The following is a 17,102-nucleotide window of genomic DNA, read 5'->3' on the forward strand; positions in this document are numbered from 1 at the left end:
TCGTATCAGGGCGCGCGCCAGAGCTCGACGCCGTTCTCCACCACGGCATCCATGTCCACGAACAGCCCGACGAGATCGCCGAACGAGCCCGTGGCGAGCCCCATCTCCTCGATGATCGGGTGGCTGTCGGCCACCTTCAGGTTCAACGCGAAGCGGCCATCCAGCACGCCGGCCCGGCGGAAACGCTGGATCGTCGCGCGCGCCTCGACGCCCGATTGATAACAGGCCCTCTCGGGCCGCTCGGCATCACGGAATTGCTTCAGCAGCGCGAATGTGAGGCCGGACGACATCGATCGCGAAAGATCGAGGCGCACGGCGGATTCGGGCTCCGCGCTCTCCCGCCCACCGAAGAGCCGGTCCGACAAACCCGCTGCGGCCGCCTGCGGATCGTCCCAGACCTCGTCGAAGAGCGCCCGGCTCGTCCCGGGGACTTTCGTGATCTGGAAGAGCTGCTCCGTGCGCCCCAGGGTCCGTGGACCGAACCGGTCGATCACGACCGGCGAGACGCGGAACACGCTCGCGGAAGCCGCGTCGTACGGGACCTCCAGGTGCGCGAGCTCGCCCGGGAAACCCCATACCTCGCGCCCCGTCACGACGGCATGTCCCTCGTCGAAGAACGAGTAATAAGGGAAAACCACCGGCCGATTGGCCAGGGGGCTCGGCCCCGTGGGGCGCGTGGACAGGGCGGGGATCCAGACGCCCCCCGCGGCGACCGAGAAAAACCCCCGCTGGGCGTCAGGCGCGCTCTCGGGGCGCATGACGCCGAATCGAGCGAGGGTGAAGACGACCCGCGACGAATACACCCGATAATCGCAGACCCCGAAGGACGGGCGATTCAGGAACCGATCGCAGACCACCTGCAGGCGGCGGACGTCCGCCTCGACCGGGAACAGATAGAGCGTCGCGCTCGAAAGCGCGAGCGGCTGCGCGAGCGCCTGGTTGTCCGGGCGCTCGACGTATTTTCCGACGCCCGCGCTCACAAGAGGCTCCGGAGCGCGAGTTTGTTCTTGCCCTGCCCGAGCTCGACGAGGCGCGACGCGAGGCCCGAGGGCGCCGGCAGCGAGAGCTTCCAGCGCGTGCGAATCTGGAAGCCGAACGAACGGCTCGTGGTGGCGTCGAACCCGGTGATGTCGTATTTGCCGCGCATCGGCCCCGCGAGATACTCGTCATCGAGGGTCACCCGGCCGTCGAGCGGGCGCACCTCGCACCGCCCGAGCCCCCAGTCGAGGCAGGCCGAAACGAAAGGCCCGAGGCCACGCGCCGAGCGTGTGAGGATCGGCTGCGAGAGCATCGACGAGATGGCCTTCACGTTGTGACCGATCGCCCCCGTCCTGCAGGCGGGGTCGAGCCCGGCCTTGCGGATCGGCAATTTGCAGATGGGGCCCCGGTCGAGCCAATCTTCGAGGCTGCGGAACGCCTCGCGCCCTTGCATCGACGCCGAAAGCGCGCAGAAGCGGCGCAGCGGCGAGCGGACCTGCCAGAGCCGCTCGGGCGTGGAGGTGCTGCGTTTGTCCCTGATTTCGACGCTGGCGAGCTCGGTATCGAAGCCCCAGAACAAGAGGCCGCCGCCCGCCATGAGCGGATCGGTCACGTAGAAGCGCGGTACGTACGTGAAGGGACCGCGCCCGAGGGAAAAACCCGTCATGCGGACGAAGGGAATGGCGTTCATCACCTCCAGGTAATTTCGATGGAGCAGCGAGCGCGGGAACGAGAAGCGCGCGCCTTCTCGCGCGCCGAGCGTGATCACGAGCGGATGGAAGCCGGGCGGCGTGATCTCCTGCTCCTCGAGCTCGAGCCCGGCTGGGAGCATGCGCCGCACGTCGTTCTCGGGCAGGAAGATGACCATGACGGCGCCATCGTAATCGCCGAGGACCTCGAGGGGGCCCAGCGCGGGCGTGGTGCCTCGCACGTCGTAATCGCCGACGATGTTCTCCGGGAAGCCGCAGATCGCGCGTGACACCTGCATGCCGGACATCGCCGCGGACTCGACGCAGCCCGTATTGAGCCCGTTTTTCGTCCAGTCGCCGGCGAGGAAGAGGTTTTCGAAGCCGGACTTGTCCGAATGCAGGCGATAATGGGTCGAGCCCTTCGGCGACATGACGTAGCGCTCGGAGGGATCGATGTTCGCGCGCCAGTATTGCGCGTCGAACCTCGCCTTGCCGTCGCGGTGCCGGGGATCGACCAGGAAAAACCAGTTGAGCTCGTCCTCGTCGTGGGTCGTGGTCGCGAGCGGCCAGAGCACGCCGGGGTTTTTCGTGAGCCATTCGATGGAGGTGCGCCGGACCGCCTCGTGCATCCTCCGCGGGAAATCGTGATCCCAGGGCGGGGGCAGCCCGTCCCTCTGCAGCGCGGCCGCGGCGATGCCCGTCGGGGTGGCCGTGGACGAAGGAGGCGCGAACAGGCTCACCGGGGCGTCGGTCGCGCCGACGAAGGGGGGCTGCGGCGGGGGCAGGTGCGTGGCCGAGACGGGGATCGAGGCGACCGGGAAGGGGCGCAGGAGGTCCGCGTCGAGCAGCGGGCCGGTGAAATACGCGAGGCTGCCGGGGTAATCGCGATTCGGGTCTTCCGGCGTCCCCACGGGCCAGTTCTCGCGATTGATGAGGTGCGTCATGTCGCAGTACGTGTTCTCGGGCTGCGCATAGGCCGCGACGCACGACGAAGCCCCGTTCCAGCCGAGATTCTGGAGGCTCGGGCGCATCCAGAGCTGCATGGACTGGGTCTGCACGGTGGGGATGTGCTCGACCATGTCCTGCCATTGCCGGCTGTGCTCGATGAGCTCCTGGCAGATGAACGGCAGCGCGCCGAGCGCGATGCCGAGGACCACGATGTCGAAATCCTCGCCCTTCTTCAGAACGCGCTTCTCGACGGGCTTCCACGAGGACCAGAAGGATTCGAGGTTGTAATTGAGCTTCGTCCAGCCCGCCCGCAGCGCGTCGCCGTCCACGATTTGCTCGTAGAGCGGCTCGCTCGGCCAGGAGAGCAGGCCCTTCGTGGAGAAGAGCGGATAATATTCGCGGAGATGGGCCGGCCGCACCGACTTGGGTTGTTCCGAGGGCGGGGGCTCGTCCGTCTCCAAGACCAGCGGCGCTTGCTGGATCGGGGCGTCGTCCTCGTGGCGCGGCGGCTCCTGCGGCCCCGTGGGGGGCGGCTTGATCCACACCTGCCGGTCGATGCGGATTCGCTCGATCTCCGTTTTCGACGCGTCGAGCTCGAGCTTGGTCACGCGATGGAAGAATTCGAAGCGCACGCCGCGGCTCTTCAGGACGATGTAGAGCGGCGCGAAGACGACGTCGCCCATGCCGGCCTGCATCTTCCAGAAGATCGCCCCGCGGTACTCGAAGAGCATCCGCAGCATGGCGCGCACCATCGCGCCCGCGGCCATGTTCGGCCTTCGCGGGTCACCCTTCTCGTAAGCGAACACGAAATCGTACGTGCCGCGGATGATGCCCGATCGGAGCGTGAGCTCGTTCGCCCCATTGCGGCGCAGCCATTCGACGAGATCGTACTTGTCGATGACATCCCAGCCGTGCTCGAGGACCCCGTCGAAGACCACGCCGCGCACACCGGCCGTGATGAGATCGATCAGGATCCACAGGCGCCGGAGGACCGTGTTTTGCTCGACGATGTGCTCGATCTCGTCCCACAACCACTCCCTCAGGTCGGCGAGGATCTCGCAGATGGTCGACCCGTGCTCGTGCGAGGCCCGGGCGAGCTCCCGTGCGCGGAGGAGCTGCAGGTGCGCGGTCGTGGGACCGAGGACGAGCCGCGTCCGGTGCCGCTGGCTCGATGCGTTCGAGCGACGCGCCACGAGGCCGAGCGCGCTGCCCACGACCCCGACGGTCATGGTGGCGATGTCCGCCAGGAAGCTCTCCTTGCGCACTCCCTCCGCGGAGGCCAGACCGACCGGCGGCGAAGTATTTTCGGGGGGAGGGGTTTGCGACGCGGCGCTATCCGGGTTTGCCCCCGGAACGGGCGCGCCCTGGGGCGGGCCGAAGGGCGACGTTTGGAACGCGTGGAGCGCGAGGCCGATCATTTCCCCGGCGATGTCCCAGATTGACAAGAACTCCTTGCCTTGCCCGGGCGTCTGCTTGTTTTCCCGGAAATGCTCGATCCAGAAAACCCAGTCCGGATCGACTTCGAGGCCGCGGATTCCCGCATCCTCCCCCTCGATGCTCTCCATCACGCCGACGTACGAGAATTTCTTGAACGCCTCGTCCCAGCTCGACAGGGGCATGTTTGGATTGCGGCCGAGCTCCTCGTAGCAGCGCCGCATCATGTTGAAGGCGTTCTCGTAGAAGCCGAGCCAAACATGCAGCCCGTGCTCCTCGATGCGATCGGAGGCCTTGCGATTGCGACCGCTCGCGCCCTTGCCGCCGAGGCGAAACCCTTGCTGATAGACGGTCACGTCGTACTCGTCTTTCCAGCCTGGGACGCTCGTGAGCTCGAATGCCGCCGTCATCGCGCCCACGCCGCTGCCGAGGATCGCGATCTTTTTCTTTCTGGTCGGTGCTGATCCGGACATCACTCGCTCCGCCTCCGCGAGAGCCCCCTCCTCAGGTCGCGCGTGTCGCACGCCCGCGGGGAGGGCCGTCGGGAGCCACCGGCCATGGTAAACGTCTTGCGAGAAGCCACGCAAGCTCAGAGCAACGTTTGGCCGAGCGCGGAGCCTGCGTGCAATTGAAGTAGACTTCAGGGTGCGTCTTGGTGTACCATGACGAGTTCCGTACGAGGTCCTTTGCGGAGGATGGATGCTCGAGAGCCCGTACCGGTCCATGAACATCGTCGGAAAGCTGTCCAGTTGCTATGTGACGCTCGTCATGCCTCGTGACGAGGTGGCGTGGATGCTGCCGGAGGGTTTGGCGCTCGGACCCCAGGACCACACGCCTCCGGGGACGCACCCCGTCGTGCTCTCCTTCAGCCACCGCTACGACGTGCGCGTCACGTTGCCTCGCCTGCTCCTGCCCGGGACGACGTACAAGGAGCAGGCCATCGGCGTGCCGTTCGTCCATGCCAAGCGCGACCTCTGCGGGGGGCGCGCGCGTGGCCCTTTCCTCTACGTGCCGCGCCTCTTCGCGAGCCAGATCCTGCCCGTGATCGGCGGATGGCTCTTCTGGGGTTTGGCGAAGCAACTCGGCCGCATTCGGGAGATGTCGTTTGGCCCGGACAAGGGGGCGAACGGCGCGGGCGCGGAGGCGCCTCGTTCCGAGAAAAACCCCCACGAAACGAGGCACGAGACCGGGACGTACCGCGTCTTTCCCCCCGGGGACGACGCCGAGTCGATCGTGTCGCTGAGCTACGAGGTGACCGGCGATTTCCAGCCCATGGCGCGGGTGCCGAACCACGAGGCGATCCTCGACGTCCTGCGCCAGCCGCTCATCTGCTGCCAGCCGGTCGGCCGCGGTCCGCTCTTCTCGTGCGCCGATCACGAAAATGACTGGGAGCGCGCCCAGGCGCGGCCTCTTCATACGACGACGCGCATCGAGGATGCGTTCGTCCCGGGGCTCGTCGTCGGGACCTATCGCTCGCGCGGGCTCGACATGTCGCCGCTCGGGTCGTTCCAGCTCCGCGCCCCTTTCAAGCTCACCCTGCCCCATTGCTGCGGGCGCGGGCACAGCCTCGCTTGATCGATGGAGAACCTTCGGCACGAGACGACGAGATGACATCGACCCCGGCAGCCATGAAGCTCGGAGCCGCGCGCGGCCCGGATCCCGCCCGGACCCCTTCCGAAAACGAGAAAGCCCCCGAGCATGCGAGCGTGGATTTCACGCAGCGCGACGCTCCCGAGGGCGCGTGGTTCGAACGCTGGTCCGCCGCCGTCCACGTCGAGACGAAGGATCAGCGCGCCCTCACGGTGTGGGCCGCCTTCGATCGGAGGCTCTACGCCGGCGCGGACGGCGAGCCGGTGCCGACCCACGGCCTCTCCTTCGCGCTCAGCGACGAGAGCACGAAGCGATACCGCCCGAGGCTGGAGCTCGACGCGGCGCGCCGAAACGCCCTGCGGGACGCCATCACGCACGGCACGGCGCCCATGGATCGGCACCTCGCCCGCGCCGCGCTGGAGATGCTCGACGCGGAAACGCTCCCCGCCCCCGCGCACGGGATGCACGCCGAGCCCACCCTCGACCCGCGGGGCCTCGAGCTGCGTTACGGCGGCAGCCTGCTCTCGCGAAGGCCGGACGGGAGTTATCGGCTCGTGCTCGGGCAACTCCGCGGCGCGCGCGGCTGCGACCTGCGCTTGCGCGCGCTCAAGCCCGCGCTGCTCCTCCACGACGCGCGTGAGAGTTCTCCCGGCGAGGAGGGGGCCTCGCTCCACTACACGCTCCCGAGCTGCTTCGTCGACGGCACGATCTTCCTCGACGGCCAGGAGCTCCGGGTCTCGGGGTTCGGCCACTACGATCGCCTGATCGGGCCTTCTTCCGGCGCATCCGTGAGCGAAGGGCCGAAAGCGCCGAGCGTGGTGCAGCGGGCGTTCCTCCACCTCGACGACGGCAGCTCAGTTGTCGTGCAGGTCCTCGCGCGGGAAGGTCAGGACACGAAGCGCGCGCGGGCCATCGTCATGGACGTCCGCGGGCGTTCGCTCGCCGAGGCGCACGCCACGCTCGCGCCGATCGGCACGTGGCGGAGCCCGCGCTCGTACCAGGAGTATCCTGTCTCCTTCACGCTACGGATCCCCGGCGGCGGGCTCGAGCTCGTGCTCGAAGCGACCATGCCTGCGCAGGAGGTCCATGGCCTTCTGGGCAGCGTCTCCGCGTGGCGAGGACGCGCGCGTGTCAAAGGCACGCGCTGGGGGCGGCCGATCGAGGGCGTCGGCTGGGTCGAGCAGACGTCTCCGCCTGCCTACGTCGATCTCGGGGGCTTCCTCTCCGCCGCGCATCGGAGCGTGCGACGTGAGATCGCCGCGCTCGTCTCGCGCGCCCCTTCCGAGCCGGTGCTCGCGGAGATCCTCGGCTGCGTGGGCCACGAGGAGCGGCTCGAGGGCGTCGAGCCCGAGCTCATCGGCCGTTCGCTCACGGGGCCGCTCCTCGACGTCCTCGATCGCGGCGGCAAGGGCTGGCGCTCGTTCGTCACGCTCGCGTGCATCGACGCGGTTGGCGGCGACGCCACGGGGTTTGCTCCATGGCTCGCGATCCCCGAGCTCATCCACACGGGCTCGCTTCTCGTCGACGACGTGCAGGACGGTTCGACGATCCGCCGCGGCGGCCCGGCCTGTCACCTCCTCCACGGCGAGCCGACGGCGATCAACGCGGGCACGGCGGCGTATTTCCTGGCCGAGCTCTTCCTCTCGCGCTCCGCGCTCCCGCCCGAGCGCGCCGAGCGTGTCATGCACCTCTACTTCGACGCGATGCGCGCGGGGCACGGAGGGCAGGCCCTCGACATCGCCGGCCTCGAGGATCTCTTGCCGGCCGCGGTGGCGTCGGGCGACACGCAGGAGCTCGTGCGTCGCGTCACGGCCATCAACCGGCTCAAGACGGCCGTGCCCGCGGGCGCGCTGGCACGCATGGGCGCGATCGCCGGAGGCGGCACCGAGGCGCAGGTCGAGGGGCTCGGCGTGTACGTCGAGTCCATCGGGCTCGCGTTCCAGATCATCGACGACGTCCTGAACGTGCGCGGCTTCCAGGGGAACTTGAAGCAGCGGGGCGAGGACATTCGTATCGGCAAGGTCACGTTGCCCGTCGTGCGCGCGCTCGGACTCCTCGATCGCGACGAGCGCGAGCACCTCGCGCGCACGCTCCGGGACAAACCCGACGACGACGCCGTGGTCGAGGACCTGATCGGGCGCATCGAGCGCACGGGCGCGCTCGACGCGTGCGTGCGCGACGCCCAGAACCTCGTCGAGACGGCGTGGACGCGGCTCTCACCGCTCGTCGCGCCCTCGGTCGCGACCGCGCGACTGCGCGCGTTCGGCTGGTACGTGCTCGATCGGAGCTACTGAGGACGAATCGAGGCCGGGCCCGCGCCGATGCGCACGACGACCTTCCCGACGTTTTTCCCGGTGTGCAGGTGCTCGACCGCGTCGATGCACGACGCGAGCCCTTCGAATGGCGTCGGGTCCACGTGGACCGAAAGGGCGCCGGCGCCTGAAAGCTCGAGCAGCTCCGCGAGATGCCCGGCGATCCGATCGGCGAAGTGGAACAGGAAGAAGCCGCGAATCTCCGCGGATTTCCAGAGCAGCTCGTGGTAGACGCGCGGCGCCGTGGTCGAGGCGGGCTCGGGGCGCGTGTACTCCGAGACGAACCCGCACACGAGCAGCCTTCCGCGGATGGCCAGGTTCGCGAGCGAGGCGTCGAACAGGGCGCCGCCGACCGATTCGAATGCGATGTCGACGCCCCGCGGGTACTCCTGGGCGAGGACCTCGCCGAGATCCTCGGTCCGATGGTTCACGATACGGTCGCAGCCGAGCCTTTCGAGGAACTCGCGTTTTTCCTCGGCGCCGCAGACGCCGATGACGTGATTGCCCGCGCGCTTGGCGAGCTGCACCGCGAATTGCCCGACACCGCCCGCCGCGGCCGTCACCACGACCGTCTCGCCGGAGCCCATGCGCCCGACCTCCTTCAGGCCGATCGACGCAGTCAGGCCGTTCACGAGGATGGCGAGCATCTCGGGCGTGGCGCGGGGAATGGGGATACACGCCGATGCGGGGGCGAGCAGGTACTCGCGAAACCCGCCGCCGATGACCAGGGCCATCACCAGATCGCCCACCTTGAGGCTCGTCACGCCGGGCCCTACCGCGACGACCTCGCCGGCCGACTCCGCGCCGAGATCGATATCGGACGACCTCGTGCTGGCCACCTTGAACGCATCGTAAGCGGATGCGGAGATGTTCGGGTCCGAAGCGTTCACGCCGGCGACCACGTTGCGAACGAGGACCTCTCCCGGCCCCGGCAAGACGAGATCGGCGTCCACGATCTTCGCGACGGCGCGGAAATCACGGCTCGGGTGAACTGCGATGAGCTTCTTGTAGGTTGTCGGTAGCATGTCGACCGTCCGTGCCTTCCTGGGGCGCTCGCGCGCGCGTGGCTCGATTCAAAACGCCTTCCAGCGCGTGACGCCGGTGTCGAGCGTGAAATCCATGTCCACGAAGAAACCGCGGACCGCGTCGAAGCTGCGCGGCGTGAGCCCCAGCGCGGAGACCATCGGGTGGCTGTCGGCGGTCTTCACGTCGAGCGTGTAGCGCCCATCCAGCAAACCGGCCCAGCGAAAGCAGTCGATCCGCGTGCCGGCCTCGATGCCGGCCTGATAACAGGCGCGGCTGGGATCCGAAACGTCCCGGAATTGCTTGAGGAATGCGAACCTGGGCCCCGTGCGCAGGAGGTCGACCATCGACAGGACGAGCCCGAGGCCGGGGACGGTGATCATGGGGCCGCCGAAGACGAGGTCGACGAGCGCCTCGAGCGCGGCTTTGCCCTCGGTAAAACCCTGCGCCACGACCCCGCGCGAGGTACCTCCGACCCGGTTCACCTGCACGAGGTACTCTCGCTGCGCGAGCACGTCGGGCCCGAAGCGATCGAAGAGCGTGGGCCGGATCTGGAAGAGATCGGCCACGGAGGGCCTCGTCGGGACCGTGATCTCCGCGATTTCTTTGGGCCATCCCTGGTCCTCGCGCCCGCTCGCGACGGCGTGGCTCGAGGTCGCGAACATGTAATAGGGGAAGAGCACGAGGCGCGTGGCGACCGGGATCGGACCTGTTTTATCGATCGACACGAGCGGGATCCAGATCCCTGCCTCGGTGTAGTTGAAGCTGCCCTGGTCGCGGAAGACCGGCACGGTCGAGGACACGGTGCCCGTGTGGGTGAAGACGAGAAATACCTGAGGAAAAAACGCGCGGTAGCTGGCGAGGCCCTTCGAGGGGGCGTTCAAGAACTTGTCAGCGAGCGCTTGTTGCCTCTGCGTGTCGCTCTCGAGCGGGAAAAAATAGGCCGTTACGTTCTGGAGCGCCGCGGGCGTCGGCATCGCTTGGTTGTCCGCTCGCTCGACGTATTTCGGCAAATTGGCTCTGCTCATGCCTTGTCTCGGCCGCGGGGTTCGGGGGCGAGGCCCGTTCGTCCGGGCGGAGCGCCCCTCGTCTCGGAGCCCGGAACGCGGATGACGAGGCTAGCCGAGCTTCGGGGGCGGAAGCAAGTGTCGCGAGGCGACGCTGACTCTTGACACCTGTCCCAATCGAGCCTGACCATGGGACGATGTTCTTACCCGTACAGGTCCGGCTGCGCCGCCTCGCCGTACCACGATGCGTGGGGAGGTCGTCATGTCGCTGAACCCCTACCAGGGCATGAAGCTCGTGGGTCAATGGTCGGTCTACGGCGTCACGATCGCGCTCCCTCGCGAGGACGTCCGGTGGATGCTCCCCGACGGGCTCGAGCTCGGCGATCAGGATTTGACGCACCGGGATACCCATCCGGTGTCGCTGTACTTCGGCCACGTGCGCGACGCGCACATGACGTTTCCGCGGTTTTTTCCCCCCGAGATGACGTATTTCGAGCAGGTCGTCGGCGTGCCGTACGTGTACGCGAAGCGCCCGCTCTGTGGAGGGCGGGTCCGGGGGCCCTTCTTTTACATGCCGCGGCTTTTCTTGACGAACCTGCTCGCGACCCTCGGCGGCATCCTTTTTTGGGGTTTTCCCAAGAAGCTGGTCCGCGTCGTCGAGGGCACGAACCCCGCGAGGACCGACGGGTCGTATGCCGTATGTCCCCTCTATGGAGGAGGCGACGAGATCCTCGGGCTGCAGTGGGGCGCCACGGGGGCGTTCGAGCCGGCAACGGCCGTGCCCTCCTTCCAGCGGCAGCTCGAGATCATGACCCAGCCGCTCGTGTCGCAGCAACCTCTCTCCGTGGGGCCCCTCCTGTCGTGCTCGGACTTCGACAAACTCTGGCGAGAGGCCGAGATTCGGCCCCTGCGCACGAAGACGAACATTCAAGAAGCATTCGTGCCGGGGCTCGCGCCCGGGAGGTATTCGTCCGAGGGCATCGACCAATCACCGACGGGCGCGTTCCAGCTTCGGGCGCCCTGGGAGCTCTCGCTCCCTTATTGTTGTGGAAGAGGGCGCGCCCCGGGGGCCGCGCCAAACGTCCCCTCCATCTGGTGAGCGCGCCGAGGAGCCATCGCGATGGGCATGATGTCAGGATACGAGCCGTCCGATCTCGTCCACGAGGGATCACATTGCTGCATTTACCTCGCGCACCGGGAGGTCGACGGCATGCCCGTCGTCCTCAAGGTCCTCAAGGCGGAGCACCCTTCGCCCGAGGAGATCGCGTGGTTCCGCCGCGAATACGAGCTGCTCGCCCAGGTCAGCTCGCCTTTCGTCGTGCGCACCCATGCCCTCCTCGAGGCGCCGGACGGGCGCCACGCCATCGTCCTCGAGGATTTCGGCGGGCAATCGCTCGATCGCCTGATCCCCGCGCATCCGTGGTCCCTCGCCGAGCAGCTCGCCGTGGCCATCGCCGCCACCGACGCGCTCGCCGCGCTCCATCAGCGCAGCATCGTGCACAAGGATGTGAGCCCGGCGAACCTCGTCTACAACCCCCAAACCCAGGTCTGCAAGCTCATCGATCTGGGCATTTCCACCATCCTGTCGCGCGAGCGCGCGGTCGTGCTGAGCCCCGAGGCGCTCGAAGGCACCCTCCGCTACATCTCCCCGGAGCAGACCGGGCGGATGAACCGAATGCTCGATTATCGCACCGATTTCTATTCGCTCGGCGCGACGCTGTACGAGCTCTTCACCGGGACCCCCCCGTTCTCGTCCGACGATCCGATGGAGCTCGTGCATTGCCACCTCGCGCGCGTGCCGATCGCGCCGTGCAAGCGCAACACGAGCATTGCGAAGCCCCTCTCGGACGTGCTCATGCGCCTCCTGTCGAAGACGCCCGAGGCGCGTTACCAGAGCACGTACGGCATCCAGGCGGACCTTCGCGCGTGCGCCGAAATGCTCGCGGCGAAGAGCACGATCGACGTCTTCCCCCTCGGGCAGCACGACGTTCCGGAGCAGTTCCAGGTACCGCAGAAGCTTTATGGCCGCGAGAAGGAGCTCGCGACGCTGCTCGGCGTCTTCGATCGCGTGACCGAGGGCAAGAGCGCGGCCCTCGCGCTCGTCACGGGCTACTCGGGCGTCGGCAAATCGGCGCTCGTGCACGAGCTCCACAAGCCCATCACCCGGCAGCGCGGTTACTTCATCGAAGGCAAATTCGATCAGTTCTTGCGCACGACGCCTTATTCCGCGCTGGTCTCCGCGTTTCGATCGCTCGTCCGCCAGATCCTCGGCGAGAGCGAGGACGTGCTCGCGGCGCTGCGTGAACAGCTCGTCGCGGCGCTCGGGCCCAATGGCCGGATCATCACGGACGTCATCCCCGAGGTCGAGCTCGTGGTGGGGCCGCAGCCCGAGGTCGCGGAGCTCGGGCCGACGGAGGCCCAGAATCGCTTCAACCTGGCCATCCGGAGCTTCATCCGCGTCTTTGCGCAGCCGTCGCATCCCTTGGTCCTTCTCCTCGACGACCTGCAATGGGCCGACTCGGGGAGCTTGAAGCTCATCGACCTGATCCTGCGCGACGTCGAGCCCCAATGCCTCCTCGTCATCGGCGCGTATCGTGATCACGAGGTCGGGCCCGCGCATCCGCTGCGCATGATGCTGGGCGCCCTCGAGGCGGACGGCGTGCCCATCGACAGGATTCCGCTCTTGCCCCTCGGAATCGAGGACGTGCAGGCGCTCATCGCCGACGCCGTGGGCCGAAGCCCCGCCGACGTCGAGCCCCTCGCGCGCCTCGTCGCCCGGAAGACCGAAGGCAACCCGCTTTTCGTCGGCGAGCTTTTGAAGACGATTTATCAGGAAGGGCTCATCGCCTTCGACCGTGCGGCGGGGCGCTGGACGTGGGACGTCGCGCGTATCGAGGCGCAGGGCATCACCGATAGCGTCGTGGACCTGATGATCGGCAAGCTGCGCCGCCTGCCCGAGGTCAGCCGTCGTGCCATCGAGGTCGCCTCGTGCATGGGCGGCGTCTTCGAATTGAAGCCGCTCGCCGTCGTGCTCGAGATCAGCGAACCCGAAGCGTACGAGAGGCTCTTGCCGGCCCTTCAGGAGGGGTTTGTCGTGGCGCTCTCGGGCCTCGTCCTCGCCCAGCCGGACGTCGCGGGGTCCCCGTTCGTCATTCGGGAATATCGCTTCATTCACGATCGCGTCCAGCAGGCGGCGTACGCCCTCCTCGGTGAGAACGAGCGCGAGGGCGTGCACGTCCGGATCGGGCGTCACCTTATCGTGAGCGGGCACGACGCGGGCGAGCGACTCTTCGACGTCGTCGACCAGCTCAACCGGGGCCGCCGCCTCATCACCGACGAGCACGGCCTGCGCGAGCTTTGCCGATTGAACCTCGACGCGGGTTTGCGCGCCAAGCGCGCCACGGCCTACGCGGCCGCGAGCGCTTACCTCGAAGCGGGCCTCGCCGCCCTGCCCGAGACGAACACGGACCGAGACGCCCCCCTCCCGCTCTCGCTGCACAAAGAGCTCGCCGCGGTCTCGGCGCTGATCGGCAACTACGAGCGCTCCGAGGCCCTCATTCGGCACGTGCTGAAGCACGCCCCGACCGATATCGAGAAGGCCGAATCGTACGAAATGCTCGTCCGCAAGGACACCATGCTGGCGCGGTACGACGAGGCGATGAATGCGGCGAAGGACGGCCTCGCGATCCTCGGGGTCGACCTGCCGATCCACCTCCCGCCGGAGGGCATTCAGGCCGCCATGGGAGCCGAGATCGCCGAGGTGCAGGCGAGCCTCGCGGTCCGCTCGCTCGGCTCGCTCCGTGATGCGCCACCCATGACGGATCCGGCCGCGCGCGCGGCGATGGGCCTGCTCACGACGGTCCTCGCGCCCGCGTTTTTCGTGAGCCCGCTTCTTTACGCGCTCATCATCGTCAAGGCCGTCAACATCTCGCTGAAGTTCGGCCCGGCGCCCGAGTCGTCCGACATTTATGCGTATTATGGGCACATCACGAGCAGCATCCTCGGCGATCGCCGGCTGGGCCGCGAGCTCGCGCTGCTGGCGCTCTCGCTCTCCGACCGATTCCGCGCGCCCGACGACAAGTGCCGGAGCAGCTTCTTGCTCGCGAACTTCATTTCGCCCTGGGTGAGGCACCTGCGCGAGAGCCTGCCGGTGAACGACGCGGGCTATCAGGCCGGCCTCGAGGGCGGCGAGCTCCAGTACGCGGGCTACATCCTCATCTACAAACTCTTCAATCGATTCTACGAGGGCGCCGCGCTCGACCCGATCGCCCAGGATCTGCCCGGCTTCCTCAAGCTGACGCAGCAGACGAAGAACGAGATCGCCAGCGACATCATCGTCGGGCTGCGCCTCGCGCTCGAGAACCTGCTCGGCAATACGCCGTCACGGACCGATTTCAGCGCCGAGGGCCTCGACGATGCGGCCTATCTCGCGGCATGCGAGGCGCACAAGAGCTCCATGGCGCTCGCGTTTTATCCGACGCTGAAGGCCGAGGTGCTGTACCTGCACGACGAACCCGCGCGCGCGCTCGAGGTGGCCACGCGCTCGGAGCCTCTCCTCGCCGCGATCATCGGAAACGTCGCCGTTGCGCACCATCATCTCTATCACGCGTTGAGCCTCGCGGCGGTGATTCCCGACGCACCGGAGGCGGACCGCGCAGGCCTTCGCGAGACGCTCGGCGCGCTCGCCGCCGATTTCGTCCGATGGGCCGAGACCGGACCGGACAACTTCGCGCACCTCTCGGCCCTCGTCTCGGCGGAGGTCCAGCGCGTCGATGGTCGGATCTCCGAAGCGCTTGATCTGTACGAGCAGGCCATCGAGGGCGCGCGGCGAGGCAATTTCTTGCAGCACACCGCGCTCGCCTACGAGCTCGCGGGCAAGGCCTGGTTCGCCCGCGGACGAGACTCGATCGCCCAGGCTTACCTCCGCGAGGCCTACCGTGCTTATCAGCTCCGCGGCGCGCGGCGCAAGCTCGGGCTGCTGCGGGAGCGGTATTCTCCGTCCCTCACGCCCCGCGACATCAGCGAACGCCGCTCTGGGCCGCCCTCCGGTCCCTCCTCGACCACGAGCCGGACCGCGGGCGACAGGCTCGACCTCGGGAGCGTCATCAAGGCATCTCTCGCCATTTCGAGCGAAATCGTACTGGAAAAACTCCTCACGACCCTGATGCACGTCGTGATCGAGAATGCCGGCGCGCAGCGGGGTGCGCTCGTCCTCGAAAAGAAGGGCAGGCTCGTCGTGGAGGTCGACGCCACGGTCGCGGCCACGGGCGAGGTCGTGGGCGTGCTCCGTTCGACGCCGATCGAGGAGTATCCGAACGCGTCCGAAGAGATCGTCCGTTACGTCGCGCGGACCCGCGAGACCGTGATCCTCGACGACGCCGCGCGCGCCGGCGCCTTCACCCGCAGCCCCTACGTCGCGTCGCACGCGCCGAAGAGCATGCTCGTGGCGCCGCTCCTGCACCAGGGCAAACCGCTCGGCATCATTTACCTCGAAAACCACCTGACGACCGGCGCGTTCACCAAGGAGCGGCTCGAGATGCTCCGCCTGCTCTCGTCGCAGATCGCCATCTCGCTGGAGAACGCGCAGCTCTATCGCGAGATGGAGCAGCGGGTGCTCGAACGCACGGAAGAGCTGCGCAAGAAGAACATCAACCTCCAGCAGGCCATCGAGGATCTGAAGACGACGCAGGCGCAGCTCGTGCAATCCGAGAAGATGGCCTCCCTCGGGCGCCTCACCGTCGGGATCGCCCACGAGATCAAAAACCCGCTCAACTTCGTCAACAACTTCGCGCAGATCAACGCCGAGCTCGTCCAGGAAATCGAGGAGAGTGCGGCGAGCGGTGCGACGTTCGACGAGGTATCGGACATCCTCGCCGACGTCCGCGCGAATTCGGAGAAGATCGCGTCGCACGGCAAGCGGGCCGACGACATCGTTCGCAGCATGATGCAGCACGCGAGCGGCGCGACGGGCGTCCGGCAGCCCACGGATATCAATGCCCTCGTCGAGGATTACGTCAAGCTCTCGTACCACGGCTCCCGCGGGGAAAACCCGGTCCACATCGAGCGCGATTACGATCCGAGCGTCGGCCTGGTGGAGATCGTCGCGCAGGACTTCGGGCGCGTCATCGTGAACCTGCTCAACAACGCGCTCTACGCCCTCGGCGAGAAACAACAGCGGAGCGATTCTCGGTACGTGCCGACGATCCACGTCTCGAGCCGCCGGCAGGGCAAGATGGTCGAGGTCTCGATCCGTGACAACGGCACGGGCATCCCGGTCTCGGTACGGGACCGGATCTTCGAGCCCTTCTTCACGAGCAAACCCGGCAACGTGGGCACCGGCCTTGGTTTGTCCCTGAGCTACGATATCGTGGTCAATGGCCACGGCGGCAGCATCACCTTCGACAGCGTCGAGGGCGATTACGCGGCATTCCGTGTCTCGCTACCTGGATAGGCTCTCGATCACTGCACCTTGCAGCGCGCCCCCGCCCCTGCCGCGGGCCGACCATATGGGACTTTCGGCCCCTTCGGCTTGACGTACACCGCGCCGCCCGGCCCGGGCCGCGGCACGACCGCCCCCGAGGCTTGTGGACGACCCGGCGAGAGCTCCTCGATCGTGAGCACCACGTCGGCCCCTTCCTGCTCCACCGCTGCGATGCTGGGCCGCTGTGGCGCGTCCTCGGCCATCCCGGGGCAGGGCACGCCCTTGGCGCTCACCGCGACCACTGCCACGTCCCCGCCGAGCTTCGGCACCTGGGCTTGCCACGTGAGACGCGGATCCCCCGGCGCGCCGACCACGACGGCGAGGCACGAGCACGTCGCGGCGTGGGGCGCGTCCTTCGCGATCATCACGTCGTGACGCACCCGTTTTTCGGTGGGCGGCGTCGTGGTCGTCCCGGTGAGCGGCGCGGGGGGCTGATCGAGCTCGCTCAGCGTCTCGGTGCGGCGGAGCGGCTGGCCCGTGGGATCACCGAGATCCTGGGACCAGCCGGAGTTTGCCGGCGAGTTCTGTTCGCCGCCGCAGCCGACGGCGAGCGCGAGCACGAGCACGGACGAAAGGGAAAGGGGAGCCTTCCGCATACCCCTTCAGAATCGCACCCCGGGCGGGCCGGCGACAAGAAAAG

General features: G+C 67.7%; 9 protein-coding genes. 4 read left to right on the top strand and 5 right to left on the bottom strand.

The annotated features are described in order from the left end of the window. Positions 1 to 5: 5 nt before the first annotated feature. Together KEG57_RS20320 and KEG57_RS20325 are read right to left on the bottom strand one after the other, a co-directional pair. A complete protein-coding gene (locus tag KEG57_RS20320; protein ID WP_272421289.1) occupies positions 6 to 980 on the bottom strand; it encodes a hypothetical protein in 975 nt (324 codons plus the stop codon). Then, the gene (locus KEG57_RS20325; RefSeq protein WP_272421288.1) at positions 977 to 4,522 is read right to left on the bottom strand and encodes an FAD-dependent oxidoreductase; all 3,546 of its coding nucleotides are present in this window, start codon (positions 4,520 to 4,522) and stop codon (positions 977 to 979) included. The genes KEG57_RS20320 and KEG57_RS20325 overlap by 4 nt, the downstream gene beginning before the upstream one ends. Positions 4,523 to 4,748: 226 nt before the next feature. On the opposite strand from KEG57_RS20325, the gene KEG57_RS20330 reads away from it, so the two are divergent. Together KEG57_RS20330 and KEG57_RS20335 are read left to right on the top strand one after the other, a co-directional pair. Further along, a complete protein-coding gene (locus KEG57_RS20330; protein ID WP_272421287.1) occupies positions 4,749 to 5,624 on the top strand; it encodes an acetoacetate decarboxylase family protein in 876 nt (291 codons plus the stop codon). Between the two features lie 53 nt (positions 5,625 to 5,677). Next, the gene (locus KEG57_RS20335) at positions 5,678 to 7,933 is read left to right on the top strand and encodes a polyprenyl synthetase family protein (RefSeq protein WP_272458699.1); all 2,256 of its coding nucleotides are present in this window, start codon (positions 5,678 to 5,680) and stop codon (positions 7,931 to 7,933) included. On the opposite strand, the gene KEG57_RS20340 is transcribed toward KEG57_RS20335, so the two are convergent. Both KEG57_RS20340 and KEG57_RS20345 read right to left on the bottom strand, forming a co-directional pair. After that, on the bottom strand, positions 7,927 to 8,976 hold the full coding sequence (locus tag KEG57_RS20340) for a zinc-binding dehydrogenase (RefSeq protein WP_272421285.1): 1,050 nt from the start codon (positions 8,974 to 8,976) through the stop codon (positions 7,927 to 7,929). The genes KEG57_RS20335 and KEG57_RS20340 overlap by 7 nt on opposite strands. Before the next feature lie 48 nt (positions 8,977 to 9,024). Continuing rightward, positions 9,025 to 10,002 carry an acetoacetate decarboxylase family protein gene (locus KEG57_RS20345; RefSeq protein WP_272421284.1) on the bottom strand — a complete coding sequence of 326 codons (978 nt, stop codon included), beginning with the start codon at positions 10,000 to 10,002 and terminating at the stop codon, positions 9,025 to 9,027. Between the two features lie 241 nt (positions 10,003 to 10,243). Between KEG57_RS20345 and KEG57_RS20350 the strand changes: the two genes are divergently transcribed. After that, positions 10,244 to 11,080: an acetoacetate decarboxylase family protein gene (locus tag KEG57_RS20350; protein ID WP_272421283.1), complete on the top strand. Its 837-nt coding sequence runs from the start codon at positions 10,244 to 10,246 to the stop codon at positions 11,078 to 11,080. 21 nt (positions 11,081 to 11,101) lie between these two features. Further along, positions 11,102 to 16,432: a trifunctional serine/threonine-protein kinase/ATP-binding protein/sensor histidine kinase gene (locus tag KEG57_RS20355; protein ID WP_272458700.1), complete on the top strand. Its 5,331-nt coding sequence runs from the start codon at positions 11,102 to 11,104 to the stop codon at positions 16,430 to 16,432. A gap of 8 nt (positions 16,433 to 16,440) precedes the next feature. Here KEG57_RS20355 and KEG57_RS20360 read toward each other — a convergent pair whose 3' ends face one another. Continuing rightward, entirely contained in the window at positions 16,441 to 17,058 is a 618-nt protein-coding gene (locus KEG57_RS20360) for a hypothetical protein (protein WP_272458701.1), read from the bottom strand. Positions 17,059 to 17,102 lie beyond the last annotated feature (44 nt).

This window comes from Polyangium jinanense (assembly GCF_028435365.1).